The following is a 26,761-nucleotide window of genomic DNA, read 5'->3' as shown; positions in this document are numbered from 1 at the left end:
ATCTGTTCCGGTGACCATTTGCGGCGCAGCTTGGCCGATACTGCCCGTGCCAGTGGCGGCGAGCAAGCCAGCTTGCAGGGCTTGGGCCGCAAGGCACGGTCCCATGCCGCCTGATCGGACGCGGTCGCCCGATACCGTGCAGGGCCGCCATTGCGCCTGACTTCGCGACTGATCGTCGAGGGCGAGCGGCCCAGTCGCCGTGCCTATCGCACGCAAGGGTTCACTGACGCTCAGGCCCCGCGAAATCTCCTCGCGCTCGGCAAGGCTCAGTGCACGGATGCTCCGCTTGCGATCGGCGGGCCGGATACCGCCGGTCGGCGAAATCACCGAAAATACCGAAGATGATTCTCGATCAAACCTTCGTCCGATCGAACTCATCGACTCCCCGCGCTGCCAGCGATCCCATATCTCTGCTCGCTGACTGGCCGTGTAATAGATCCGACGACGCTGCTTCATCGCGACACTCCATCTTCCGCAAAAGATTAAAGTGTTGCCGCCACCCGTTGAACCCACCGGCGCTTGCTGACTGTCCGAATTTGTCCACGCAGCCTAGGCCGTCAGCCGCCGGTGGCAGGCCATGAGCGACAGGGCGATCCCCGCGACCCCCGCGCCGAACACCATGTCCACAAGGTAATGCGTACCCTCGACCGGCGTGGACAGCAGCATCCCGGCGTTGAGCGCGACGATCCACCAGCGCAGCGCTGGAATGCGCCAGCCCGCCGCGATGTAGAGCACCGCCGCCGCCGTATGGAAACTCGGCGCGGAGACGATCCCGCGCAAGTGACCCAGATCGACGACGTGAACCTGGTAGGCCCGCAGCGCCGGGATCAGGCCCTCCTGCCACTGCTCGCTTTCGGGCATGTAGGGGATCGCAGCATGCCACAGGTAGGAAAACGGGCCGATGGCGGGCATCAGGCTGAACAGCAGCAGGGTGATGATCGTGGCCAGCCAGAACCCGGCGATGAAGCGATAGGCCTCGTCATGCCGCTCGCCCCGCGCCGCGCACCACAGCAGCACTACGGGGGTGACGTAAATGCTGCGATAGACCACCGTGCCCACCGCCTGCAGCACCGGATGCGCGGCGACGAGGCGGTAGAGGCTCACCCAGTCGAACCCCATGGCCACGTCGATCGCCTGCAACCTCGAGTCGGCATAGCCGCTGGTCAGGGCCGCCACCGGGTAGCTGGCGGTCGCGCCCATCAGCGAGATCATCGTGAAGATCGCGGCGTACTCGCTGAAATGCGCGAGCGGCAGCGCATGGCGCCAACTGGTTCGGGGCAGGACGAAGCGCGCGAGCAGGGCGAGCAGCCCGGCGGCGTAGAATGGCCGATTGCCCGCCTGCCACGGATCGATGACGAGTTGCGCGCGGTGCATCAGCACGGTCAGGACGGCAAGGCTCAGCAGCATCGCGCCCCAGACCTGCGGCCGGATCGCCGGGCCGGAGCGGCGCAGTTCCACGAGCGCCGGAGTGATCGCGGCAACAGGCGTCGCGGTGCCAGTGGGAACGGTCGTGGCCCACCGGGGCGGCGTCGATTGCATTGGTCGTGGATCCTGGGCGATAAGTGCGAACGAGAAGCCTATCGCCGCTTAAGCCTCCATGAACCAGTGGAATTGTGCGTGGGTCAGGCCGGAACCAGCCCCGCCTCGATCCTTTCGCGCACGTGGGCGGGCCATTCGACCGGGCGGTGGTCGTTCAGGTCCATGCAAACCAGCACCACTTGCGCGCGCAGGCGATCGCGGCCCTCTCCGGTGAAGACCACCTCGATCCCGCAGCTGGTACGGCCGAGGCGCTTGGCGGTGACGGTCATCTCCAGCCGGTCGCCGAGGCGGCTGGGCGAGACGAATTCGACGTCCAGCTTCACCGTCGGCACGCCGATGTGGTGTTCCAGATGCATGGATGCGAAGTCCATGCCGAGGTCCTGCGCGAACCAGTCTTCCACCGCGCCGTTCAGCATCTCGAAGTAGCGGGGGTAGAAGACGATCCCCGCTGGGTCGACATGCGCGAAGCGCACTTGCGTGGAGGTGGTGAAAGGCATCGGCGAGAGGTCCTAGAGAATGGAAGTCTTGAGCTGGGTCAGCAGGGTCAGAAGCTGGCGCTGGCTGTCCTCGGGAAAGTCGGCGAGGGCTTCGCGCACCCAGCCGTGGTGGGCCTCTGCCAGTACGGCGAACTGGACGCGGCCGTTCGGCGTGAGCGAGACGATGGCGGAGCGGGCGTCTTCCGGGTCGGTGTACGAAGAGACGAGGCCCTGTTCCTGTAACTGGCGCACGATCGCGGTGACGTTGCCGTTCGACACCAGCAGCGCGCGCGACAGTTCGCCCATGCGCAGGCCGTCCGGCGCGCGGTCGAGCGTCGCGAGGATGTCGAAACGGGGCAGGGTGGTGGAGAACTGGTCCTCGAAATTGCGGCGCAGGCGCTTCTCGATGATCTTCGCGCAGTCGAGCAGGCGCACCCAGACGCGCAAGTCGAGCGTGCCGGACGGCGCGGTGCTGCCGGGAATCGTCTTTTCCATCGTCGCCAAGGCTCCTCGTTCTCCAGGAGGTTCCATAGCGGGGGATGCGATTATGTCGATTCCTGCAGGCATAAAGTTTCTTTCGGGCAAGCAACCCTGCGTTGAAGCAGACCCTTCGACAGGCTCAGGGTGAGCGGGGTTGGAATGAACCTCCCAATTCCACTCAGGCTGAGCTTGTCGAAGCCCCGGCCGCGGGGCGCGAGGGTCAGGCTCGTGCGCCCTCCGCCTGTTTCGCGGCGCGCATCGCCATCTGCTGGCCCAGTTTGTAGGGCGCGGGGATCGGCTGTTCCTCATACCCGGCCGAGGCCGCCGCGCGCAGCGTCCACACCGGGTCGAACAGGTGCGTGCGGCCCAGTGCGACGAGGTCGGCGCGGCCTGCCGTCAGGATCGAGTTGACCTGATCGGCATCGGCGATGTTGCCCACCGCGATCGTCGGTACGCCTGCCTCGTTGCGGATCTGGTCGGCGAACGGGGTCTGGAACATGCGGCCGTAGACCGGGCGGCCTTCGGGCGCGGTCTCACCGGCGGAAACGTCGACGATGTCCACGCCCGCTTCGCGCAGCAGCCTGGCGATTTCGACCGCCTCGGCAGGGGTCACGCCCGCTTCGCCGACCCAGTCGTTGGCGGAAATGCGCACCGCCAGCGGCTTGTCCTGCGGCCATGCGGCGCGGACCGCCTCGACCACGCGCAGCGGGAAACGCATGCGGTTTTCAAGGGAGCCGCCGAAGGCGTCGTCACGCGCGTTCATCACCGGGGTGATGAAGGCCGAGAGCAGGTTGCCGTGGCCCGCCTGCACCTCGAGCATGTCGAAGCCGGCCTTGTCGGCCAGCATCGCGGTCGCGACGAATTGCTGGACGATCCGGTCCATGCCCTTCGCGTCCAATGCCTGCGGGACCGTGCCGCCCTTGCGCCACGCCTGCGCGCTGGCGGAGACGATCGGCCACGGCGCGTCCATCGGCACGTCGTAGCCCACACCTTCACCGGGCACCTGACACGCGGCGCGGGCGCCAGCATGGCCGATCTGAGCGCAAGTCTTCGCCGCCGAGTGCTGGTGCGCGAACTGGTTGAAGGCGGTCCAGCGCTCGGCCTGACCGTCATGCCACAGGCCGGGGCAGGCGGGGGTGGTGCGGCCCTCGGGTGCGACGGCGAGCATCTCCGTGACCACCAGACCGGCACCGCCCAGCGCGCGCGAACCGTAGTGGACCGAGTGGAAGTCGTTGGCGTAGCCGTCCGCATCGGCGGAATAAGTCAACATCGCCGGGATCACCACCCGGTTGGGCACGGTCATCCCGCGCAAGGTATAGGGCGTGAACATCGGCTGCAGCGGCACGTTGCGGCCTTCGTTGCCCGCCCAGAACCAGCGCTCCAGCCCTTCCAGCCAGGCGGCGTCGCGCAGGCGCAGGTTTTCGTGGCTGACGCGCTGCGAGCGGGTCATTAGCGAATAAGCGAACTGCGGCAGGTCGAAGCCGAGGTAGCGGTCCAGCGTCTCGAACCACTCGGTCGAATTGCGGGCCGAGTTCTGGATCTTGAGCACCTCGACATGGCGCTCCTCCTGATATTCGGCGAGCGCGGCCGCCAGTTCCTCGCGGCCCGTGATGCCGGGGCGGTCCAGCACTTGCGCCAACTTGATCGCGTCTTCCAGCGCCAGCTTGGTGCCCGAACCGATCGAGAAGTGCGCGGTGTGGGCGGCATCCCCAAGCAGCACGACGTTGTCGAAAGACCACTGCTTGCAGATCACGCGGCGGAAGTTGATCCACGCCGCCGAACCGCGCAAGTGCGTGGCGTTGGAGATCAGCGGGTGGCCGTCCAGATGGCGCGCGAAGATTGTCTCGCACAGCGCGATCGAATCGGCCTGCTCCATCGCGTCGAGGCCAAGGCCGGTCCACGTCTCGGGCGAGCATTCGACGATGAAGGTCGAATGCGTCTCGTCGAAGCGGTAGGCGTGCGCCCAGATCCAGCCTGCGTGAGTCTTCTCGAAGATGAAGGCGAAGGCATCGAACAGCTTGGTGGTGCCCAGCCATGAGAACTTGTTGGTCTTGGTCTGGATATCGACGCCGAACTTCTCTTCGTTGGCGGTGCGGACCATCGAATTGATGCCGTCCGCCGCCACGATCAGGTCGAAGTCCGCGAACTGCGACAGGTCCGCGTCGAACTGCGTCTCGAAGTGCATCACGACGCCCAGCTCGCCCGCGCGGGCCTGCAGGATCTGCAGCAGGTGCTTGCGGCCGATGCCGATGAAGCCGTGGCCCGAGGAACTGACGGTGTTCTCGCCCACGGTGACGTCCACGTCGTCCCAGTGCGCGAAGCTGTCGACGATGGTGGCGGCGCTGACCGGGTCGTTCGCCTGCAGGTTCACCAATGTCTGGTCGGAGAACACCACGCCCCAGCCGAAGGTGTCGCCCTTGCGGTTGCGTTCGAAGACGTGGACCTCATGCGCAGGGTCGCGCAGCTTCATCGAGATCGCGAAGTAGATACCGGCAGGTCCGCCGCCGAGGCACGCAATACGCATGGATGTCTCTCCTGAATTGCTTCATGCCTAAACTAATATGGTTGCACGTGCAAGTTGTTTGAGCAGGGAGATCCGGCGAGCGCTACCTGCCGTTTCGCCTGCCGAATATCTCGGGCAGCGCGGCCAGCGGCAGCACGCAGAACAGCCATAGCATCGCGCCGATGAGGGCGGTCTCGGCGCCCGCCATCGATGCGACGCAAGCCAGCGCGAGCAATATGGCGCCGCCTGTCCGCCATGCGTCGGCGCGGTCCTGCGTCTTCGCCCGCCGGATCGCGTGAAATCCCGCCGCAGCCAGCAGCAGCGACAGGAACGTTGCCGCGATCATGGGCTCACCTTCGCGTTCATGCGGCGCGTCACCCTCGCGGCCGCGATCCACAGGACGATGCCGATTGCGGTAGCGGTGAGGTCCGCTCCGGCCCGTATCCAGTCGCCCCTCGGCAGCGTCGTCGTGAGCGGGAGGTTCGCCAGCGCGCTCGTTACCGGGAGCGACAGGCACAGCAGCGCGGCGAGCTGCAGTTGTTCGCCCCATGCCCGGCCCCAGGGGCGCAGACCGGCGTGGATCAGGGATGCCAGCCAGGCCAGGAAGTAAACCGAGGCCGCCATGGCGCGCCTGTCATCCATGCCCGGGGCCAGCAGCCGTTCGCCGTGGAGATAGGCCGCGCAGGCGATCACGTTACCGGCTACGGCGGCGACGGTGATCCGGCTCGCCATGGCCTGAAACGGCGACATCGTCTTGCGGGCGCGCTTTTCGGTGAACAGGATCAGTCCTGCCGCGACCATCGCGGCGCTGGCAAGGCCGGTGAGGAAATAGAGCCACCGCGCGACCGGGCCGCCCCACTCGATGAAGTGCAGCCCGGCAAGGAACGCCTGCGTCTCCCTTGCGGGTGAGCGCTTCACCAGCACGCGCAGCAGCTTGCCGTCGGAGCCTGCGAAGTCCACGCGGTCGGGGAAGTTGGCGATGCGGTCGTCGCGCTGGCGCCAGATCTCGACCACGGCATTGGCGCGGTCGGGCTGGCTGACATAGATGTTCACGGCAGGTCCGCCGCCCCAGGCCCGTTCGGCGCGCGGCAATAGCGCCGCGAGGTCCACGGTGCGGCGGGGCGCGCCCGGCGGCCAGTCGCCATCGATGCCGCCGTCGATGTAGAGCGATTGCGCGGCGGCGGTCTGGTAGCCTTTCACATCGCCGCCGTTCAGCATGGCGACCCCGGCGGGAATGTAGGCGTAATAGATCAGGACGAGGCCGGTATAGGCCATCATGACGTGGAACGGCAGCGGCAGCACGGAGAGCACGTTGTGCGCGTCCATCCACGCCCGCTGGCGCGAGGCCCCGGGGCGGAAGATGAAGAAATCCCGGAATATCCGCTTGTGGATGATCACGCCGCTGATCGAGGCGGCGAGCATGGCGAGGCCCGCCGCACCGACGATCAGGAAGCCCAGCTGGCTGGACTTGCGATCGATCCCCAGCGTGTAGTGATAGCGCATGAAGAAGAACCCCGCGTCCATGTCGCGCGGGATGCGGGTGCCGGTCTGCGGGTCGAGCCGGTGCGTGGTGGCCTTGCCCGCGCGGTCGGTCCAGACGAGGCGCAGCACCGGCTCGCGCGGGGTGGGGATGACGATGCGCCACTGCCGTGCATCGGGCGCGACGCGGGTGAGGTACGCGCGGCCCATTCGCACCGCATGGGTGCGGTCGATGGTGACGGGAGAGCGCAGTTCGGGCGTCGTCCAGAGATTGATCTCGGTGTAGAACAACGCCAGCGATCCCGTCAGCAGGACGCCGAACAGCACCCAGCCCAGCAGCAGCCCGCACCAGGTATGAAGCCAGCCCATCGACTGGCGCAGGGTGTCCTTCACCGCCCCAGCCCCAGCAGCAGGCCCATGGGCAGCGCCGTGCCCACGAGCAGTTCGCACCAGATGCGCGTGACGCTGCGGACCGCGAAGGCCCGCAGGATCACCGCGACGAACACCATGAAGGCAAGGCAGGTGGCGAGGATGTTCGCGTCCACGCCGTCCATCGGCAGCACGCGTACGGCTGCGCCGATCCACGCGTAGCACAGCGCGTAGGCGCCGACGGTGGCCGCCAGCACGCGCGCGGCGATCGCGCGCCAGTTCGGCTCTCGCCCTGGCTTCGGCCTCCCCGCCACGGTCAGAACCGCTGCTCGAAGGTGACCGCGACGCTGCGCGGCTCACCTAGGACCCACTGCGAGGTGGAGTAGCTGTTCTGGACGTAGATCCTGTCGAAGACGTTGCGCAAGTTGAGCGTCACGCTCGTCTTGTCTGCAAGGTCGTAGCGGGCCGAGGCATCGACCAGCGTATAGGCCGGGATGCGCCGGGTATTGGCGGCGTCGGAGTACCGCTTGCCGACATACCGCAGGCCCGCGTCCAGATGCAGCGGCTGCACCGGCCGCCATGACAGCCACAGGTTGGCCGCCTTTTCCGCGACGCCGATGGGCATGTTGCCGTCCCGGCTGACCAGCGCGGTGCCGACCAGTTCGTCGAAGTCGTCGTACCGCGCGTTCAGGATCGTGCCGTTGGCGAGCACGCTGAATTCCTTCGTCACCGCCAGTCCGAACGAGGCCTCTACGCCGTAGGAAGATTGCTGTCCGACCTGCACCGACACCGTGGGATCGTTGGCGGATCGGGTCAGGATCTTCTTCTTGACGATGCGATAGCCCGACAGCGTGAACTCGCCGCGTCCGTCCAGGAAAGTCGCTTTGATCCCGGCCTCCCACTGGCGCCCGGTGGAAACGTCGAAGGTGGTCTGCGCCAGCGTCGCCGTGAGGAACGCCGTCACCGGGTCCGCCGCCGCCGAATACTGCGCATAGAGCGAGATCGTGTCGCTGGGGTTGTAGACCAGCCCCGTGCGCCAGCTGGTGCTCGGATAGCGGGCGGTGTAGTCCGCCGCCGGATCGAGGGCATCGTGCCGCTCGGTCTTCGGACGGTCATAGCGCAGCCCCGTCACCAGTGAGAGCCGGTCGGACAGCGAGAGCCGGCTTTCGCCGAACAGCGCCCATTGCTGCACATCGGTCTTGTACTTGTAGCGGGTGCCGAATGTGCCGTCGAGGAACGTGCCCGGCGTATAGTCGCAAGGATCGACGAGGTCGAAGCGGCTGTTGGGCGAACTGTCGGTGCGCAGCAGCGAGCCGGTGTTGTACTCGCCGCCCAGGCTCAGGCGGTGGTCCATGCCAAGCAGTGTATGATCGAACACCGCGTTGAAGCGGTCGCCCCACTGTTTCGTCTTGTAGACAATCTCCAGATAGCTCGAGCGGCGGATCTGGTCGCCGGACCAGGCATAGCCCTCGGCATTGCGCCAGTGCTTGAAGCCGGTGAGATAGTAGGCGACGTTGGTGATCGTCACCCCCTCGGCCGGTGTCCATTCGGCCTTGGCCTGGGTCCAGGCATCGTCGAAACGCAGCGAGCGGTCGGCGATGTTGTAGTTCTTCTTGCGGATTTCGCGCACCAGCTTGCCGTCGCGCAGCGGGGTGCCGTACCAGATCGTCGGGTCGAGGTCGGCGCGGTCGTGCGTCAGCGTCAGCACGAGGTCGTCGCGCGCCTGCCAGCGCAGTGCCGCCGAAAGCGCAAGACTGCGCGATTGCCCGCGCTCCATCCACCCGTCCGAACGGGTGTAGCTGAGATCGACGCGGTACGAGAGCCTGTCTCCGATCGGCCCGCCGATCCCGCCCGCCGCCGCATAAGTATCGAATGAACCGCCGCTGAGACGGACCTCGCCTTCGACCTGCTCGGTATTGGGCTTCTTGCGCACGACGTTGATCGCGCCGCCGATGCCGCCCTCTCCATAGAGGACCGAGGCCGCACCGCGCAGGACCTCGATCCGCTCGGCCATCCACGGGTCGGCGGGGAAGGTCTGCGTGGTCGTCGTGTAGACGCGCATCCCGTCGTAGAGCTGCATCACCGAGGTGTAGCCGGTGAACCCGCGCGAACTCAGCGAGTAACCGAAGGCCGAGCTGTTGTTGATGAGCCCCGGTGCGCGCGCGGCTGCGGCAACCACGGTGCGGTCGCCCAAGCTGCGGATCATCTCCCTGGTGATGACGTCGACGCTGGCCGGCGTCTGCATCGGCGTGAGGCCGAGGCGGCTGGAGGCGTCGGCCTGCTGGCCGAGTTGCAGGACACCCGCCTTGCGCGCGGTGACGACGATGTTGCCCGCATCCGTGTTATTGGCATTCTCCGGCGCCGTCTCGGCGGCTTCCTGCGCCTGCGCCGAACTCGCGGACATGCCAAGCACGCAGAATGACGCGCCCGAAGCGATCAGGCCGGAAAGAAGCGATCTCGTATTCATGTTGTAACCCCCGTTGCGTTTCCCAGTCGAACGGACAGGTTCCCGCGAGAGGGGTGTCCCCCGCGCGGGTGCAGCGGCGGAATCCGGGCGCGAACGAGCGACCGGCGAAACCCGCCGTTGCGGCCTGGCCGCAAGTTCGTCGCTCAGACGGAGTACACCGTGCCGCGGCCATCCCCTGGACCAAGGCAAGAGCGACCGGACGCTGGCAGGTCTCCTGGCTCACGGGTCGTCGCGCGATGCACGGCCTTCCCAGGCCTCGCAGGAGTTAGCGTCCGGCCCAGTGGGTGCGGCAGGGCACATTGGCCTGCCGCGATATGCATCGCGCTCACCGCTTACAGTTGCAGGGACAGCCTCGGCTTCGAGGGGTAGCCCCTCTCACCGCGTTCCCTTTTAAGCCCCTTTCGGAAGGCACCAACGCGATCGTGTCCCCCTTTTCGGAGGGACGGGCGGGGGATTATTCGCTGCGCGCACGATTTGCAAGCCGTTCGCGTGGGGCCTTCCGTAAGCCCGTCCTGCGAGTTTTCGGTTGCAACCTTGCTTTTCATTTTGGGCAACCCGTGCAATTTGCGGTGCCGATGACTGATCCACGACTCACCCTGATGGAAGCCATAGCCACGCGAAAGTTCGTGACGGCGCGCTACAACGGCAACACGATCACGCTTGCCCCGCACATGCTGTTCGAAAGGCACGGCGATCTTGTCGTCAGTGCCATGAACCCCGCGAAGGCACGCCGCAGCGACGAGGAGCCGGGTCTCGGCCAGTTCAAGCTAGCGGGCCTCTCGTCGATGGAACTGCTGAACGAGCACTTCGAGCCTCTGCCCTCGTACGACGGTACGCCCCCGCGCAGCGATGATTCCCTGATCCTTTCGGTCTGATCGCCCGATATCGCCAAGGTGATCGGCGGGTAGCTTCTAAAGTGTGCCCCATGTCTTCATGATCCCTTCCGAACGCCGCGCGATGACGCGGCACGGGATGAGGCAGAAGACATGCAGGCGCAGGACATCGTCGCAGCGGCAAGCGAACGGACCGGATTGAGCGACTTCGGCGATCCCGCGATCCTCGAAGGGCTTGGCGTGTTGCTGAAGTCCTACGAGGACGAGGCCAGATTCACCGAAGCCGGGATGGCGCGATCGGTCGATGCACTGGTCGCCGCGATGGCGAACCGGATGCGGGTGGAAGACTGGCTGGCGCGCCATCCCGAACTTCTGGAGCGCCCGGTCGAGAAGCCGCTGTTCGTCTTCGGCCTTCCGCGTACCGGCACCACGCTGGCGATCAACCTGCTGGAAGCCGACCCGGCGCGCCGCGCGTTCCTGCGCTGGGAAGCGTTCGATTCGGTGCCGCCGCCGCTGGTGCAGGAACTTCACGCCGGTCCCCGTCACGATGCCTGCCAGACGCGAACGCTGCAGGGGCTGAAGTACGCGCCGCAGATCGCCGCGATCCATTACGAGGAGGCCGACAGCCCGACCGAGTGCCAGTTCGCCATGGCGCCGTCGTTCTGCGCGCAGCTCTACGATTCCCAGGCGGACATTCCGGGCTACCACCGCTGGTTCCTGGACGAGGCCGACTACGCGCCCGCCTTCCGCTACGAAAAGCGGCTGCTGCAGCTGCTTCAGGCCAATGCCCCGGGGCGCTGGACGCTCAAGAACCCCTGGCACCCGTTGTTCCTCGATGCCCTGACGGCCGAGTTTCCCGACGCGCAACTGGTCATGACGCACCGCGATCCGGTCGAAGTGCTGGGCTCGGCCTGCAGCCTCGTCAAGGAAGTGCGGCGGATGTACAGCGATCAGGTCGATCTTCGGGCCATCGGAGAGAATCTGTTGGAGACGTTCGACCTGATGATCGCGCGGTCGAACGCCTTTCGTGCGAAGCACGGGCACGATGCGATCTTCGACGTGCAGTATCGCGATCTGGTGCGCGACCCGCTCGCCACGGCGCAGGGCATCTACGAAAGGTTCGACGAGCCTTTCACGCCGCAGGCCCGCGCAGCCATGGAAGCCTACCTGGTTGCAAACCCCAAGGGCAAGCACGGCAAGCACGAATATGACCTGGCCGAATTCGGCCTCAGCCGCGAAGGCGTCCGCGAGCACTTCCGCGACTATATCGAGCAGTACGGGATCGCGGTGCGGGCGTGATCGATACGGGTGAAGGCATCGTCACCTGACCCTGCTTCGTCATCCCCGCGAAGGCGGGGACCCATCTGACGATCGTGCAACAGGCGCCGTCAGGAGATGGGTTCCCACTTCACGGTAATGACGGTGATATGTTGGAGACGGATGCGCGTAGGCCGCGCAACTGCGTGGGCGACTGGCCGAACCAGCGCCTGCAGCTGCGGGAGAATACTGCCTGTTCCGCGAACCCCAGCTTCTCGGAAATGCCGCGGAAATCGATACCGGTCTGCTGCAGGTAGTACAGCGCCAGATCGCGGCGGACATCGTCCTTGACCGCCTGGAAGCTGGTGCCCTCCTGCTTCAGTCGCCGACGAAGGGTCCGGTGATGAATGGCGAGGGTGCGGGCGATTTCGGCACTGCCGCAGTCGTCCCGGGTCAGCTTGCGCAGGATCAGCCCGCGCACTTCGGCGTCCACGGGTGGACGCTGCTTCGGGAAAGTCCTCTCGATGTAGGCGACCAGATCGCTGCGGACCTGCGCGTTCTGGGTGAGCACCGGAGTGGCAAGATCCCGGTCGGAGAACGTGATCCCGTCTGCGGGCTCGCCGAAGTGCACGTCGCAGCCGAAGTAGCGGCGATATTCAGCCGGTCGCGACACGGGTTCATGCCGAAAATGGATAATGCGCGCGCGGGCATAGTCGCCGGTCATCTCCATCGCCTCGAGATGGCCGACCAGCAGAATCTGTTCGATGGCCTGAATACGGTCGCGGCTGGTTTCGAGAAGCAGTTCGTGCCCGGCAAAGATGGTGCCCTCTTCAGGCTCGGGTCGCAGCCACACACGCGCGGCGCGGCTGTGAGCGTTCGTATGAGCACTGGCGAAGCGCAGGGCGTCCCCGAATGTCTTCGAATTGCGCATGGTATTGCCCAGCGGCCCGAAAATCGCGCCGCCGCGTTGCCGCAACGCCAGCCGCATTCCGAAATCGGGGCAGTTCAGGCGATCTGCGGCAAGCGCCAGTAACCGGATCGCCTGCGGATAAGTCAGCTCCGCAGCGTCGTCGCGAAAGTCCTTTGCCGCCATTCCGACCAGTGGCAGCAGTTCGCCGACATCGCCGCCGAGGGATTGCACCAGTTCCGGGAAATGGCGCAGCAGCGGAATGTTGAGCTTCGAAAACTCGGCATCGGCGATCAGCGGCATCGGCAGGTCCTTCGCACCGCCGGCAGCGTGCGGCGATCGGAGGCGTCCGGCGTAAGCGATCCGCCTCCGCGGCTATGGCTGCATCGCCTGTCCACATCGGTCAAGGGACAGGCAGGCCGCCCGGGCGATCATCGAGGATACGCGGGCGGCCCGGCCGAGCGGCGTCAGACCCTCTCGACCGCCAGCGCCAGTCCCATGCCGACACCGATGCACAGCGTTGCGAGGCCGCGCCTGCCGCCGGTCTTCTCCAGCTGGTGCACGAGGCTCATGGCGATGCGCGCGCCCGACATGCCCAGCGGATGACCCAGTGCGATGGCGCCGCCGTTGGGGTTCACGTGCGGCGCATCGTCGGGCAGGCCAAGCCCGCGCATGACTGCAAGGCCCTGGCTGGCGAAGGCCTCGTTCAACTCGATCGCGTCGAAGTCGCCGATGGTCAGGCCAAGCCGCTCCATCAGCTTAAGCGTCGCAGGCAGGGGGCCGATCCCCATGACGCGCGGCTCGACGCCGACGGACGCCATGCCGAGGATACGCGCGCGCGGCGTCAGCCCATGTGCCCTGGCCGCCGCCTCGCTGGCGACGAACATCGCCGCCGCGCCGTCGTTGATGCCGGACGCATTGCCTGCCGTGACGGTGCCTTCGGGACCGAACAAGGGCTTCAGCTTGGCCAGCGTCTCGATCGTGGTGTCGGCGCGGGGATGTTCGTCGATCGACACCTCCAGCGTCTCGCCGCGCTTCTTCCCCGGCACGGTGACGGGGACGATTTCCTCCGCGAAGAAGCCGCTCGCCTGCGCCGCGGCGGCGCGCTGCTGGCTGCGCAGGGCGAAGGCGTCTTGATCGGCGCGGCTGATGCCGAAGTCCTCGGCAACGTTTTCGCCGGTGCGCGGCATCGTCTCGGTGCCGTAGAGCGCATCGAGCGCCGGGTTGATGAAGCGCCAGCCCATCGTCGTGTCTTCCAGCTTCTGCGCGCGGCCGAAGGCACCGTCGGACTTGCCCATGACGAAGGGCGCGCGCGTCATGTTCTCGACGCCGCCCGCGATGGCGAGCGCCATCTCGTCGTTACGGATCGCCCGCGCCGCCGTGCCGACCGCTTCGAGGCCCGATGCGCACAGGCGGTTGAGAGTGACGCCGGGGACGGTGTGCGGCAGGCCCGCCAGCAGCAGGCTCATGCGCGCGACGTTGCGGTTGTCTTCGCCCGACTGGTTGGCGCAGCCATAGAAGACCTCCTCGATGGCGGCCGGGTCGAGCGAGGGGTTGCGCGCGATCAGCGCGCGCATCGGCACGGCGCCGAGGTCGTCGGCGCGCACTTTCGAGAGGCCGCCGCCGTAGCGACCGATGGGCGTGCGTACGGCGTCGCAGATGAAGGCTTCGGTCATGTCGGGATAGTCCTTTGCCCCCCTTGGGGGTATGTTAGGTGCCGTTATGGTATCGTTGGGTGCCGCCTGCTCAGACGGGCTCGGCATCTTTGGCGAAGGCCAGATCGAGGCCGGTGATCCGGCGCAGTTCCTCGATTTCGAGGCCCTCGACCATCTCCACCACGCTCGCGCCGGAAGGGCCGAGGTCGAACACCGCAAGGTCGGTGTAGACCCGCGACACGCAGCCGAGGCCGGTCAGCGGATAGGTGCAGTTCTCGACCAGCTTGCTCTCGCCCTGCTTGGTCAGAAGTTCCATCATCACAAAGGTTTGCTTGGCGCCGATGGCAAGGTCCATCGCCCCGCCGACCGCCGGGATCGCATCGGGCTCGCCGGTGTGCCAGTTGGCGAGGTCGCCGTGCACGGAAACCTGGAAAGCGCCGAGCACGCAGATGTCCAGATGCCCGCCGCGCATCATCGCGAAGCTGTCCGCATGGTGGAAGTAGCAGCCGCCGGTAAGCAGAGTAACTGCCTGTTTTCCGGCATTAATCAGCTCCCAGTCTTCCTCTCCCGGAGCGGGCGCAGGCCCCATTCCGAGCAGGCCGTTCTCGCTCTGCAGGAAGATTTCGCGCTCCGCAGGGAGGTAGTTGGCGACCTTGGTGGGCAGGCCGATGCCGAGGTTGACGTAGGCACCTTCGGGAATGTCGCGGGCGACGCGGGCGGCCATCTGGTCACGGTTGAGGCGGTTCATATTATCCTCTCCTTTCAAGCCGCTACGGCGATTACGGCGGGCGCGATGGTGACGACGCGCTGCACGAAGATGCCCGGCGTCACCACCACTTCGGGGTCGATGTCACCCAGCGGCACGATCTGCGAAACCTGCGCGATGGTGGTCTTCGCCGCCATCGCCATGATCGGCCCGAAATTGCGCGCGGTCTTGCGGAACAGGAGGTTGCCCCAGCGGTCGCCCTTGTGCGCCTTGATCAGCGCGAAGTCGGCCTGGATCGGGTATTCGAGCACGTAGTGCCTGCCGTCGATCTCGCGCACTTCCTTGCCTTCGGCCAGCAGCGTGCCGTAGCCGGTCGGCGTGAAGATCGCGCCGAGGCCGGAGCCCGCAGCCTGGATGCGCGCGGCCAGATTGCCTTGCGGAACCAGTTCCAGTTCGATCGTTCCGGCGCGGTAGGCGGCGTCGAAATGGTGCGAATCCGACTGGCGCGGGAACGAGCAGACGATCTTGCGCACCCGCCCCTCGCGGATCAGCGCGGCGACGCCGTGCTCGCCGTTGCCCGCGTTGTTGTTGATGATGGTGAGGTCGCCCACGCCGCGCGCGATCAGCGCGTCGATCAGTTCGTCGGGCATGCCCGCGGTGCCGAAACCGCCGATCATCACCGATGCGCCGTCATGAATATCCGCAACGGCCGCAACTGCGCCGTCGATGGCCTTGTCGATCATCCGACTCTCCAAAGGCTTTATGTTGAACGTTGATCCTGCGTGTCTGCCTGCGGGTGGATTGCGTCAACCGGTAAACGTGATATTGTCCGGTAATCGGTTATTCAGGTGAACACATGCAGGATTTCGGGCAGTTGGACGCGAAAGGCGATCCCGAGTTCATGACCTCGCTGGCGCGCGGACTGGCGGTTCTGCGGTGTTTTGCGGACAGCGAACGGCCGATGACGATCGCGCAGGCGGCGCGCTTGACGGGGCTGAGTCGTCCGGCGGTGAAGCGCTGCCTGCATACGCTCGTCAGGCTCGGCTACGCGGTGCAGGACGGGACGCTCTACGCGCTGCGGCCCAAGGTGCTGGCGCTCGGTTTCGCGTACCTTTCGTCAAGCAGTCTGGCGATGCGGGCGCAGCCCCTGCTCGACCAGTTGCGCGACGACCTTCACGAATCCTGCTCGCTCGGTGTGATCGAGGAGGACGAGGTCTACTACGTCGCGCGCGCGGAAGTGTCGCGGATTATGTCGATCGCGCTGCGGGTGGGCAGCCGCCTGCCGCTTTACTGCACCTCGATGGGGCGGGTGATGCTGGCAGGTCTCGACCGGGCCGCACAGCAGGCGTACCTGCGGCGTACCGAACTGACGGCGCGCACCGACCGCACGGTAACGGAACCCCTGGCATTGCTGGAAATCCTCGATCACGTCGCGCAGGAGGGCTACGCGATCATGGATCAGGAACTGGAGCGCGGGCTGCGATCGGTGGCGGTGCCGGTGATCGTCGACGGCCGCGTGATCGCCGCCGTCAACATCGGCACGCAGGCGGACCGGGTGTCGATGGCGGACCTGCACTCGCGCTACCTGCCCGCGCTCAGGCGGGTAGCGCGCGATCTGGCGGCGCTCAGGCCCTGAGGATCAGCCCCTTGCGGTCGAGCGCCCAGCCAACGGCCCAGCAGACCATGGTGTAGGCCAGAGCGCATAGCAGCGAACCGATTGCTCCGGGGACGATGGACTGGAAGAGGGCAATGCCGATCCAGTCGTAGAGCCCGCCGTAGCCGGGAATTCGCACGAGGTTCAGGGTGATCACGAAGAGTTCGGAAAACAGGTAGATCGCCAGCGGATTGCGGCCGAGGATCGTGAAGAAGTGCCTGCCGCGCTGTACGCCCCTGACCTCGAACAGCCAGCTTGCGAGCGCCAGCAGGATCAGCGCCAGCCCCACGGTCAGCAGCACGAACGGGCCGGTCCACAGCTTCTTCGCGATCGGGAACCACGGGCTCCAGGCGAGAGCAGCCACGATGAGCGCCAGTCCGGCTACCGCAAGTACCCGCAACGTCCTTTCGAGCGAACCGGCGCGCAGGATGGCGAGACCCGCGAGGTAACCGGCGATCACGTTGACGGTCGCGGGCAGGGTGCCCAGGAAGCCCTCCGGGTCGAAGCCGCCATCCTTCTTGTAGAGATGCTCCTTGGGCAGAAGGTACAGGTCCAGCAGGGTCCCGGCATTGCCGGTCTTGGAATAGGCCTCGCCGGGCAGGCTGAATGCCAGCAGGATCGCCCAGTAGCCCAGCAACAGGGCGACGCAGGCGAGCACCAGCTTTTTCCAGTCCAGCCAGCGGACCAGAAGTCCGGCGAGAACGTAGCACAGAGCCAGACGCTGCAGCACGCCGGGGACCCGGGTAAGCGCGAAGGGCGCTAGGCTCCAGCCGTCGGCGTCATGCCGGACGAAGGGATACCAGTACATCAGGAAGCCGAGCGCAAAGATGATCATCCCGCGCCTTGCGAGGTTCGCGAGGTACGGTCCGGTGGCGATCGGCTTGCGCATGGCGAAGCTCATCGCGTTGCCCATCGCGAAGAGGAAACTCGGGAACACGAGATCGGCCAGCGTGAAGCCGATCCACTTGGCATGGACCAGTTGGGCGAACGCGGGCGCGCCCGGACCCGCCGTGTTGACGAGGATCATCAGGAAGATGGTGACGCCCCGGAACACGTCGAGCGAGGCGAAGCGCTGCGGCTTGGCGGCGGTCACGGCTGGGTCTCGTTCAGGATTTCGCGGACAAGCCTGATCGGGTCCTTCGGGCTTTTACGCTTCCACAGGCGTCCGTCGGCGACCCATTGCTGCTCCCATGCGCGAATTGCGCCGAGGGTGGCGGGCTCGTCGAGTGGTTTGCCGCCGGCGGCCGCAGCGCGCTGGGCGGTGAGGAAGCTCTCCCAGCGCGGCAGGTAGTAGCCCGAATAGAGGCCCTGCCATGCGCGCGAGGCGTAGTCGGACAAGTGGCCTTCGCCGCCCCAGACGGTGACTATGGCCTTGGCCTCCTCCTCGAAGCGGGCCTTCTCGGCCGGGGTATCGCCATAAGCGCGCGCATCGGCGATCCATGAGCCGAGTGTTTCCTGCTGGTTGCCCGCGAGGAGGTCGATCCGCCGTGCCAGCGTGCCCATTCGGACGCGTGTCCGGTCGCCTTCGGCCAGCTTGCCGTCCCGATACGCCGCCAGCGTCGCTTTGAGCAGATGGTCGAGTTCGAGGCTGGCGTAATGCCGGGTCAGATCGACGATGTCGTATGTGAGCAGCTTTGACGGCTTGCCGGGCGCGGCGGCCAGCAGTGCGGTGATCCCCTCGCGCAGCTTGGCGGGGTCGCCGGGCGCTTCGGGATAGTCCGCGCCTTCCGCCATGGGGCGCTTGAAGAACAGGTAGGCGCCCGCGTGCTGCTGCCACCAGCGCGGCTCCCAGTACCGGGTGCGATAGGCGCCCGCAGCCGCCTGTTCCCAGGCCTTCGCCAGCGCCGGGGAAACCTCGCCATAGCGGGCCTTCAGGTGCTCGCCTAGCCAGTCGGCAAGCGGGCGGTCGGGCTCGCCCCAGGCGAGGTCGTAGGCGTAGTCGTAGACCACCGAGTTGCTGTGCAGCCCTTCGGGGAACAGGCCGAAGCCGGTCAGGCGGCCCTTGCGCGGATCGGCGTGAAGCGCGGCCATGTCGCGGCGGTAGAATTCGAGGTCGCCGTAGACGGGGTTGCTGCCGCCGTAATTGTGGACGTAGCCATAAGTCCACGCCTTGCCGTCGAAGGCGTCGGTCTTCTGCCAGATGCCGGGGTAGCGGTCGTTGCCGATGTCGAGGATCAGCATGCGGTCGTCGGGTACGCGGCTGAGGAAGGCGGCGATCGCCTCGGGCGTCCAGAACGCCTTGTCGGCGCCGAACAGCCAGCCCTGCATCACCCATGTGGCCTTGGGCGCGGCGGCGGTGATCGAGCCGTAAAGCCGCTCGCCATACGCAGCAAGGCGCGCATCGCGCACTGCGGGCGGCAATGCCGCCGCGCGGGTGGCGGCGGTGTTGGCGATGGAGTCCCCGTACTCGGCGGCAGCGGCGTCGCTGCCGTCCTCGGCGATCGGGGGGATCATCTCGTTGAAGGCATCGGCAAGGTAGTATTCACCCTCGCCATACGTGCGGTTGTAAAGCGTCACGAACCGCGCGGCCAACTGCGTGAACAGCGGGTCCGACGGGTCGAGCCAATAGGTCGGCGGGAAGCCCTCCCACGCGCGCATCTTGTAGATGCGGGCCTTGGGATGCGCCTTGGCGAATGCCTCGGGCACGTATCCGGCGAAAGCGGGCAGTACCGGCTTCATGCCGAGCGCACGCATGCGCGCGAGGATGCGCAGCTGGAGCTGGTGCTTCTTCTCGATCCAGCCTGACGACAGCGGCGCGCGGTAGCCTGCAAGGTTGCCCATGCGCTGCCACGGCAGGAACGGCGCGGCGGAGAGGCCCTCGGCGATCGCGCTCTCGCTCAATCCGCTTTCGCGCCAGAGTTCGCGCCAGACGTATTCCTGGCCTTCCATCGCCAGCGGCGTATCGACGCCGTGCGCGGCCATCCAGTCGATTTCCTGCTCCCAGCGATCCCAGCCCCACCAGGGGGTGGTGTAGCCGTAAGTGCAGGTGTTCAGGTAGGCGCGCAGCGCGAAGGGTGAGGCGACTTCGCCGGTGTCCATGTCCGGCAGGGCGTCCAGCGCGCCGAGGCGGCGGCCTTCCCAGCTGACGTGCAGGCGTCCCAGCTTTTCCAGCGTGGCGGCGACACCGCGCACCAGCGCGACGGGGGAGGTGCCTTCGGCCTCGATATGTCCGCCGCGGATGCGCACGCGGTAGTGCGCCGCCCCGGCATCCGGCTTCAGGCTGAGGGAGAGCCTGTCGGCCGGAATGCCGAAGCGGGCCAGCGCGGCGGCGGCGGAATCGACGCCGGGCTGTTCACCGGCCGGAGGAGAGGGGGCCGGGGAAACGGTGAAAGCATTGTCTTTCGCAGCGACCGCGAAAGGCTGCGCGGCGGTGGCGAGCAGCAGGGCGGTGCCCGCCCATCGCAGGCTCCCCTTCTTGAACGGACGCGGGATGCGGATCGCGGTCATCGGGGGTAGTCCTTGCAACAGTCTTGAACAGGTTGGTGCGTGCCCGGCACAGGCCCGGGCACGCACCTTGTCGTCATGGCGATGTCAGAGTTTCAGCGTCGCCGAAAGGTAGAAGCTGCGGCCGTAGAAGCTGCTCTCCTGCCAGATCGAGGAGTCGGTGTAGTACGCTTCCTCGCGGCTGTTGTTGAGGTTGATGACACCGGCTGAGAAGCTTAGCCATTCGTTGGGCGAATAGCCGCCGCTGATGTCGACCTGCGTGCGCGCCTTCACGACGTGGCCGGCATAGGCGAAGAAGCTGTCGGCGCTGTTTTGCTCGTAGCCGCTGCGGTGGTTGATCGCCGCGCGGATGTTGAAGTGCTCGTTCTCCCAGTAGGGCACGAGGTTCCAGGTCACCTTCGACAGGTTGCGGATGGTGTAGCCGGTGCCGATCGCGACCTTCTGCGGGTAGACGCGCGTGAAGTTCGCCATGATGCCGAAGCCGTCCACCGGCAGGAAGCGGTCGAACGACTGCGTCCAGCTGACCTCGAAGCCCTTCACGCGGATCGTGCTGGGATCGTTGAGCGTCTGGGTGATGTCGTAGATGTTGCCCGAGGTATCGACGCACTCACCGCCCGCGTTGCTCGACAGCGCCGTGCCGTCGAACGAGGTCGGGCAGACCAGCGACGAATACGTACCGTTCTTGATCCACTTGTAGAAGCCGTTGATCGAGAGCGCGTTGCCGTGGTCGTAGTACCACTCGACGCCCAGATCGAGCTGCTTGGCGGTCAGCGGCTTGAGGCCGGCCTGGCCGAGATCGACGGTGACCGTATTGGTGCCGACCGGATCGGTGTTCGCCGAAGTCGAGGTCGTCTGCGCCATCGAGGTGCGCGAGTCCATGAACGGACGCACCAGGACCTTGGCGGCGGCGAAGCGGACCTGCAGGTCGTTGGCCGGCTCGGCCACAAGGCTCAGGCTGGGCAGGAAGTTGCCGTACTTCTGGGTGAGCGTGTACTCGCCGATCTTCTGCTGGACTTCCTCGTAGCCGTCGGTGCGTGGCTCGGTAACGTTGCCGAGCACCTTCTGCTTGGTGTGCTCGTAACGCAGGCCGACGTTGCCGCGCAGCGGCATGCCCGCGATGGTCGTGTCGATGTCCGCCATCGCGTAGACCGAGGGCATGTAGCGATCGACGTTGTAGCTCGCTTCCGGCGCGAAGATGTCGGGGACGACGATCCCGGCGGCGGCGAGCGCCTTTTCGTAGGCGTTGAGATCCGGCCCGATCCACGAGGTCGGGATGCCCGAGGCGCCGTTGAGGAAGCCGGAGACCGGGTAGTAGGTCGTCGTCATGTCCGGGAAGACGCTGCTGGTCGCGCTCGGTGCATTGGCGAGCGCAACCATGTCGTGGCGCGAGACGTAGCGGCTGAAGGTTTCGTGGCGATACTTCACGCCCGCGCTCAGCTTCGAGATCGGCCCGAAGGTGACCTCGCGGCTGAGGTCGAACTGCGCCGACTTCTCCGACGAGTTCATGCGGCGGGTAGCACCGTTGGGGTACTCGTTACGCAGAAGCGTGCTGCGCTGGTACAGGCCCGGATCGGTAAGGTCCGTGCCGACGGTGAAGTTGACGTTGCTCGGATTGGTGAAGTCGATCGATGCGCTCGGGATATTGATGCCGACGATCGCTGCGCGCTCGTCCTGATAGGTCGTGCCCTTGGTGTAGTTCAGCGTGGTGCTGGCAGCCCAGCCGGTGCCGTCGTTCCACTTGGCGCCAAGGGTGTAGCCCTGGCTGGTGAGGTCGCGGTCCTCGTGCTGGCGGTTGTTTTCCATGGTGAAGTTCGTGGCGGTCACGTTGGTGGCGACGCCGTTGTTCACTTCGTTCACGGTGATGCGCGAGGTGTCGAACAGGAAGACCTGCTGGTTGAGGTCGTAATCGGTCTTGTCGCGGGCGTAGATCGCCGTCGCGTTCATCTCGAAGCGGTCGGACGGCTTCCACTGCAGGCCGCCGCTGGCCATCAGCCGCTCGGTGTCGCGGTCGATGCGGCGGTAGCGCGGACGGCGCGGGAGCTGCACGGTCGCGCCATCGACGGTGGTGGTGGCCCAGCGGTCCATCCACATGTAGTCGGCGCGGTCGCGCAGCTTCTGGTAGCCCAGGTTGGCGTAGACGCCGATGGTGCCGTCGGCGAACTGGTCGACGTAGCTGCCGCTGATCTTGGGCGTGATCTTGCCGCCCGCATATTCGGAGTTCTGGCCCTTCACCGACAGGATGATCTGGCGGTCCTTGTAGTCCAGCGGCTTGGGCGTGGAGATGTTGACGGTGCCCGAAAGGCCCCCGGTGTCCATCGCCGCCGTAGGCGACTTGATGACCTCGATCGCATTGGCGAGTTCGGTCTGGATGATATCGTAGCGGAAACCGTCGGTGAAGTCGGCGCTCTTGAAGGTCTGGCCGTTGATCGTGGTCATTGCATACTGCGGGCCAAGGCCGCGGATGCTGATCGTCGCGCCGCGTCCGTTGATGTTGGACATCTGGACGCCGGAGATGCGCTGAATTGCCTCGGTGATGTTTTCGGCGGGGAACTTGCCGATGTCCTCGGCGGAGATGCCATCGGTCACGCGCACGTCGTTGCGCTTGGCGTCGAGGGCGTTGGCAAGGCTGCTGCGGAAGCCGGTGACGACGATGTCGGCGGCATCGCCCTCTGTGGGCGCGGCGGCTTCCTGGGCCATGGCCGGGCCGGTCGGCACCAGCAGTGCCGGTGCGCAGCTGGAAAGGAGCAGGGCGGCCTTGGCGAGGCGCCGTGCAATCGGATCGATAACGCGTTCTGAACTTGTCATGACTACCCCCTGAGACGTGTTTCTGGGAACGGAAAAGCCCGGTAGACCCTCCGCACCTCCTGCGAACGTTTTTTGATTTGTTACCCAATGATGTCACAAAGACGTTGAAGCAAGTCAAGTCCATTTGAAGACGAAAGTGAATATTTTGGTATTGCTTCCGTTTGCAATCATTGGCAGCCTCGGAATCGATCGCTCAGTTCGGCGATGTTCCCGCAATCCGTCTCTGCAAGTCACCGAAGTGGTGGAAATTCTGCTGTTTTCATGAAGTTTGAGGCAGGATGAAACCGTCTGTCGCCCTGGATGTCGCCCATGGTAAGTCATGCGGTTTGTCGATATTTAAATACCTTTAAAATACCATTGTGTTATGAATTTTGCGCCATATGATGCCAATGTCGTTGCGGCATTCGTTCGCGACATTTCCCGATTCGCATCGGCGCGCGCCAACTAGGAAACATCTAACGTGACAGCAGACGCCAGCCCTGGTTCCGAAATGGAATCGCCCGAAAGCCAGGGCGGCGAGCCCCGCGTCACGCTCATGCATGCCGAAGCTGCCGAGGCAGCGGCTGCGGTATCGCGCTTTTTGTCGCACAATCGCGCGGCGCTCGCGCTGCTGGGCGAGAGGCTGCGTGCCGATCCGCCCGCGCTGCTGGTGACCTGCGCACGCGGTTCCTCCGACCATGCCGCGACTTACGCCAAGTATCTTGTGGAGACGCTGCTCGGCGTGCCCACCACATCTGCGGCGTTTTCCACGGTATCGCTTTACGACGCGCAGGTCGCCTCTTCGGCGGGGCGGGCGCTCTGCCTTGCGATCTCGCAGTCGGGCCGCAGCCCCGACATGCTGGCGACCGTCGAGCGTCAGCAGGCGGCAGGCGCGCTCGTGGTGGCGCTGGTCAACGACGAGGAGTCGCCGCTGGCGGCGATGGCGGACGTCGTCCTGCCGCTTTGCGCCGGACCCGAGCGTTCGGTCGCGGCGACCAAGTCCTACATCACTTCCCTTGCGGGTATCGCCGCGATCGTGGCGGCCTGGAGCGGCGACGCGGGATTCGAGGCGGATCTTGCCGCACTTCCCGCCGCACTGGACGACGCTTTCGCACTGGACTGGTCCGCTTTGGGCGAAGGCCTGCGCGATGCCGCGAATCTCTTCGTGATCGGGCGCGGCTATGGCCTTGCCGTCGCGCAGGAGGCGGCGCTCAAGTTCAAGGAAACGTCCGGCCTCCACGCCGAGGCGTTCAGCTCGGCCGAAGTGCGGCACGGGCCTATGGCGGTCGTGCGCGAGGGTTTCCCGGTGATCGCCTTCGCCGGTCCCGACAGCGCCGGAGACGACGTTCGCACGCTCTGCGGTGAATTCGCGGCGCGCGGTGCCCGCGTCTGGCTGGCCTCCGAACGGGATGGGGGGCAGGAAGGCGTTCATCACCTCCCGGCCCTGCCGCTGCGCGCGGAGCTTGCGCCGCTCGCGACGATCGCGTCTTTCTATCGCATGGCCAATGCCTTGTCCCTCGCGCGCGGGAACGATCCCGACCGCCCGCCCTATCTCGCCAAGGTGACGCGCACGCGATGACGATTCTCCATGTCTTCAATGGTCACATTCCGGTGCCCGACGCGGTACTTTCCGAAGCGCGCATCACTATCGAAGGCGATCGCATCGTCGCGATCGACGCCTTCGGTCAGGGGCAGGCCGACGAGAGCATCGATCTCGAACAGGGCTGGCTGCTGCCCGGCTTCATCGACGCCCAGGTCAACGGCGGCGGCGGGGTACTCTTCAACGACACCCCTACGCCCGAGGGCATCGCCGCGATCGGCGCGGCCCATGCGCGCTACGGCACGACCGCTTTCCTGCCCACGCTGATCAGCGCCGAGCCCTCCGTCATCGCGCGCGGCCTCGACGCGGTGGACGAGGCGATCGTGGCGGGCGTCCCCGGTGTCGTGGGCATTCACGTCGAAGGCCCGTTCATCAATCCGCGCCGCAAGGGCATCCATGCCGAAGAGCGACTGATCCCGCTGGGCAAGGAGACGATGGCATTGCTCACGGCCCCCCGCAAAGGCCGGGTGATGGTCACGCTCGCGCCAGAACTGGCCGATCCCACCGATCTGGCGAAGCTGGCGGCGGCGGGGGTTATCCTCAGCGCCGGGCATTCGGACGCGACCGCCGAACAGGCCGCGAGCGGCTTCGCGCACGGTATCACCGGCGTCACCCACCTGTTCAACGCGATGGCGCCGCTGCACCACCGCGCGCCGGGCCTGATCGGCGCGGCGTTCGATGACGATGCGGTCTGGTGCGGGGTGATCGCCGATGGCGTGCATGTCCTGCCTTCGGTCCTGCGCCTGACGCTCAAGGCGAAGTCGCCGGAACGCGTCATGCTGGTCACCGACGCCATGCCCGGTGTCGGCAACGAAGGCGCGCCGTTCCACCTCGACGGGCACGAGATTTTCGTGCGCGACGGCATCTGCACCGATGCGGCCGGGACGCTCGCCGGGTCGGGTCTCGACATGGCGGGTGCGGTTCGCAACATCGTCGCGATGACCGGAATCGCTGTGCCGGTCGCGGCGCGTATGGCTGCTGCCACGCCTGCCGCATTTCTCGGTCTGGGCGGCGACTATGGCTCGCTGGAGCCGGGTTACCGTGCCGACTTCGCGCTGCTCGACAGTGCGCTCAGGCCGATGCAGACCTGGATAGGCGGCCGCCGCTTCGCCTGATTTCCTTTTCGATCGTCTAATTTACCGGGAACCGAGATGCCGTCCATTTCCCTCAGTGCACCGCTTTCCGGTTGGCTCTGCCCGCTGGAAGAGGTTCCCGACCCGGTCTTCGCAGGAGGCATGCTGGGAGAGGGCGTGGCGATCGACCCGCTGGGCGAAGTGCTCCACGCACCGGCCGCCGGGGAAGTGATCGGCTTCCATGAGGCGGGACACGCTGTCACGCTACGCTTGCCCGAAGGCGTGGAACTGCTGCTACATTTCGGGCTCGATACCGTGCGCCTCGGCGGTGCCGGTTTTACGCCGCTGGTCCGGATCGGCAAGCATGTCGACCAGGGACAGCCGCTATTGCGCGTGGCGCTCGACGAGGTCGTCGGCAAGGCGCCCAGTCTTGTCACCCCGCTGCTGGTCACCGAACCGGCCGGGTATGTGATCGAGTGGATTGCGCCGTTCGGTACGGTCGAGGCAGGCGATCCGATGGCCCTGCTCGTTCGTGACGGGGCCGTGACCGCGGATCGGTCCATCGGACCCGCCGCGGCCGTGGAAGAACAGCTTTGCCGCGAAGTGCGGGTGCCGCTCGCGCATGGCCTCCATGCGCGCCCTTGCGCGAGGTTGGCAGAGGTCGTGCGCGGATACGGCGCCGAGGTTCGCGTTGCTGCCGGAGGGCGCGAGGCCTCCCTCGCCAGCCCGACCGCGATGCTGCGCCTGGCAGTGCGCCATGGGGACACGGTGACCTTGCTGGCGACCGGCGAGGATGCGGCGGTTGTGCTCGGCGAACTTGCGCGGATGATCGAGAGCGGCATGGGCGAGGGCGCGCCGTTTCCCGTCGAAGGGCCGGTCAAAGCATCCGTCGGAGAACCGGTCGCGCCGGTTTCCGTCGCCGATATTCCCGTGCCCTTGCCGGGAGCGGCCCTGCGCGGCGTCGCGGCATCGCCGGGCATCGCGGTCGGCCCGGTCTGGCGGCCGGTCCAGGCCGAGCCGGCGATCGACGAAATCGGCGGCGGTCCCGAAATGGAGACCGCGCGGCTGCGCAATGCCCTTGTCGCGGTCCGGATCACGCTTGGCAGGCCGGGCGCCGCGCAGGGCGAGGAAGAAGCGATACTCGGCGCCCATCTGGCGCTGCTCGACGATCCGGAACTGACCGGAGCGGCACAGGCGTTGATCGCAGGCGGCGTGAGCGCGGGCATGGCCTGGCGGCGCGTGCTCCATGCCGAGGCGGGGGCACTGCGCGCCACCGGGGATACCCGTTTCGCCGAACGCGCGGCGGATTTCATCGACCTCGACTTGCGGGTGCAGTGGCAACTCCTGGGCACCGAGCCTCCTGGGATGGTGGCACCTGCCGGTGCCATTCTGGTCGCGGACGATCTGTTGCCCTCGCAAGTGGCGGCGCTTGAGCCCGGCGGTGTCGCGGGGCTCGCGACCGCGCGCGGGGGACCGACTTCGCACGTCGCGATCATCGCCGCGAGCCGGGGGCTGCCCGCACTGGTGGCGCTCGG

The 26,761-nt window shown here is 66.4% G+C and carries 21 protein-coding genes, 1 pseudogene and 1 riboswitch; of the genes and pseudogenes, 6 read left to right on the top strand and 16 right to left on the bottom strand.

Going from position 1 to position 26,761, the window contains the following annotated elements; translation table 11 throughout:
* From ACYPYD_RS05925 to ACYPYD_RS05885, 9 genes and pseudogenes are all read right to left on the bottom strand, one after another.
* A pseudogene (locus ACYPYD_RS05925) lies at positions 1–456 on the bottom strand (transposase); the annotation flags it as partial.
* A 93-nt stretch (positions 457–549) separates the two neighbouring features.
* Positions 550–1,539, bottom strand: a complete 990-nt coding sequence (locus tag ACYPYD_RS05920; RefSeq protein ID WP_211151745.1) for a phosphatase PAP2 family protein — start codon at positions 1,537–1,539, stop codon at positions 550–552.
* Between the two features lie 83 nt (positions 1,540–1,622).
* A complete protein-coding gene (locus tag ACYPYD_RS05915) occupies positions 1,623–2,036 on the bottom strand; it encodes an acyl-CoA thioesterase (RefSeq protein ID WP_211151744.1) in 414 nt (137 codons plus the stop codon).
* A gap of 12 nt (positions 2,037–2,048) precedes the next feature.
* Positions 2,049–2,510, bottom strand: a complete 462-nt coding sequence (locus ACYPYD_RS05910) for a MarR family winged helix-turn-helix transcriptional regulator (RefSeq protein ID WP_008831914.1) — start codon at positions 2,508–2,510, stop codon at positions 2,049–2,051.
* Positions 2,511–2,715: 205 nt separating this feature from the next.
* Entirely contained in the window at positions 2,716–5,019 is a 2,304-nt protein-coding gene (locus tag ACYPYD_RS05905) for a bifunctional salicylyl-CoA 5-hydroxylase/oxidoreductase (RefSeq protein WP_211151743.1), read from the bottom strand.
* Positions 5,020–5,101: 82 nt separating this feature from the next.
* Positions 5,102–5,344, bottom strand: a complete 243-nt coding sequence (locus tag ACYPYD_RS05900) for a hypothetical protein (RefSeq protein WP_459662443.1) — start codon at positions 5,342–5,344, stop codon at positions 5,102–5,104.
* The gene (locus ACYPYD_RS05895; RefSeq protein WP_459662442.1) at positions 5,341–6,870 is read right to left on the bottom strand and encodes a PepSY-associated TM helix domain-containing protein; all 1,530 of its coding nucleotides are present in this window, start codon (positions 6,868–6,870) and stop codon (positions 5,341–5,343) included. Before ACYPYD_RS05895 ends, ACYPYD_RS05900 begins: the two co-directional genes overlap by 4 nt.
* The gene (locus ACYPYD_RS05890) at positions 6,867–7,160 is read right to left on the bottom strand and encodes a hypothetical protein (RefSeq protein ID WP_008831918.1); all 294 of its coding nucleotides are present in this window, start codon (positions 7,158–7,160) and stop codon (positions 6,867–6,869) included. Before ACYPYD_RS05890 ends, ACYPYD_RS05895 begins: the two co-directional genes overlap by 4 nt.
* Before the next feature lie 2 nt (positions 7,161–7,162).
* Positions 7,163–9,313 (bottom strand): TonB-dependent receptor, encoded by a 2,151-nt coding sequence (locus ACYPYD_RS05885; protein ID WP_459662440.1) that lies wholly within the window; start codon positions 9,311–9,313, stop codon positions 7,163–7,165.
* Between the two features lie 187 nt (positions 9,314–9,500).
* Positions 9,501–9,742, bottom strand: a riboswitch (cobalamin riboswitch).
* 146 nt (positions 9,743–9,888) lie between these two features.
* Here ACYPYD_RS05885 and ACYPYD_RS05880 point away from each other — a divergent pair.
* A complete protein-coding gene (locus ACYPYD_RS05880; RefSeq protein ID WP_036526596.1) occupies positions 9,889–10,188 on the top strand; it encodes a hypothetical protein in 300 nt (99 codons plus the stop codon).
* A gap of 111 nt (positions 10,189–10,299) precedes the next feature.
* Positions 10,300–11,445 (top strand): sulfotransferase family protein, encoded by a 1,146-nt coding sequence (locus ACYPYD_RS05875; protein WP_459662439.1) that lies wholly within the window; start codon positions 10,300–10,302, stop codon positions 11,443–11,445.
* A gap of 109 nt (positions 11,446–11,554) precedes the next feature.
* Here ACYPYD_RS05875 and ACYPYD_RS05870 read toward each other — a convergent pair whose 3' ends face one another.
* The 4 genes from ACYPYD_RS05870 to ACYPYD_RS05855 form a co-directional block, all read right to left on the bottom strand.
* The gene (locus tag ACYPYD_RS05870) at positions 11,555–12,613 is read right to left on the bottom strand and encodes an AraC family transcriptional regulator (protein WP_211151739.1); all 1,059 of its coding nucleotides are present in this window, start codon (positions 12,611–12,613) and stop codon (positions 11,555–11,557) included.
* A gap of 164 nt (positions 12,614–12,777) precedes the next feature.
* Positions 12,778–13,986 (bottom strand): 3-oxoadipyl-CoA thiolase, encoded by a 1,209-nt coding sequence (gene pcaF / locus ACYPYD_RS05865; protein ID WP_459662438.1) that lies wholly within the window; start codon positions 13,984–13,986, stop codon positions 12,778–12,780.
* A gap of 70 nt (positions 13,987–14,056) precedes the next feature.
* Positions 14,057–14,713: a 3-oxoacid CoA-transferase subunit B gene (locus ACYPYD_RS05860; RefSeq protein ID WP_008831924.1), complete on the bottom strand. Its 657-nt coding sequence runs from the start codon at positions 14,711–14,713 to the stop codon at positions 14,057–14,059.
* A 14-nt stretch (positions 14,714–14,727) separates the two neighbouring features.
* Entirely contained in the window at positions 14,728–15,414 is a 687-nt protein-coding gene (locus tag ACYPYD_RS05855) for a 3-oxoacid CoA-transferase subunit A (RefSeq protein ID WP_211151737.1), read from the bottom strand.
* Between the two features lie 158 nt (positions 15,415–15,572).
* Here ACYPYD_RS05855 and ACYPYD_RS05850 point away from each other — a divergent pair, with 158 nt between their 5' ends.
* Complete coding sequence (locus ACYPYD_RS05850; protein WP_459662437.1) at positions 15,573–16,307, top strand: IclR family transcriptional regulator domain-containing protein; 735 nt, start codon at positions 15,573–15,575, stop codon at positions 16,305–16,307.
* Here the strand turns inward: ACYPYD_RS05850 and ACYPYD_RS05845 are convergent.
* The 3 genes from ACYPYD_RS05845 to ACYPYD_RS05835 form a co-directional block, all read right to left on the bottom strand.
* Positions 16,297–17,418 carry an acyltransferase family protein gene (locus ACYPYD_RS05845; RefSeq protein ID WP_289357065.1) on the bottom strand — a complete coding sequence of 374 codons (1,122 nt, stop codon included), beginning with the start codon at positions 17,416–17,418 and terminating at the stop codon, positions 16,297–16,299. The genes ACYPYD_RS05850 and ACYPYD_RS05845 overlap by 11 nt on opposite strands.
* Positions 17,415–19,772, bottom strand: a complete 2,358-nt coding sequence (locus tag ACYPYD_RS05840; RefSeq protein ID WP_211151735.1) for an alpha-N-acetylglucosaminidase — start codon at positions 19,770–19,772, stop codon at positions 17,415–17,417. The genes ACYPYD_RS05845 and ACYPYD_RS05840 overlap by 4 nt, the downstream gene beginning before the upstream one ends.
* Positions 19,773–19,856: 84 nt before the next feature.
* Entirely contained in the window at positions 19,857–22,574 is a 2,718-nt protein-coding gene (locus ACYPYD_RS05835) for a TonB-dependent receptor (RefSeq protein WP_459662436.1), read from the bottom strand.
* A gap of 490 nt (positions 22,575–23,064) precedes the next feature.
* On the opposite strand from ACYPYD_RS05835, the gene ACYPYD_RS05830 reads away from it, so the two are divergent.
* From ACYPYD_RS05830 to ACYPYD_RS05820, 3 genes are all read left to right on the top strand, one after another.
* Complete coding sequence (locus tag ACYPYD_RS05830; RefSeq protein WP_211151746.1) at positions 23,065–24,132, top strand: SIS domain-containing protein; 1,068 nt, start codon at positions 23,065–23,067, stop codon at positions 24,130–24,132.
* Entirely contained in the window at positions 24,129–25,268 is a 1,140-nt protein-coding gene (gene nagA, locus ACYPYD_RS05825; protein ID WP_211151733.1) for an N-acetylglucosamine-6-phosphate deacetylase, read from the top strand. The genes ACYPYD_RS05830 and nagA overlap by 4 nt, the downstream gene beginning before the upstream one ends.
* Positions 25,269–25,304: 36 nt before the next feature.
* Positions 25,305–26,761: glucose PTS transporter subunit IIA (locus ACYPYD_RS05820; RefSeq protein WP_459662435.1), on the top strand; the 1,457-nt coding region annotated here is incomplete at its 3' end.

This window comes from Novosphingobium sp. 11B, assembly GCF_054589055.1.
The sequence above is the reverse complement of the archived record's forward strand: the minus strand, read 5'-3'. Positions and strand labels throughout refer to the sequence as shown.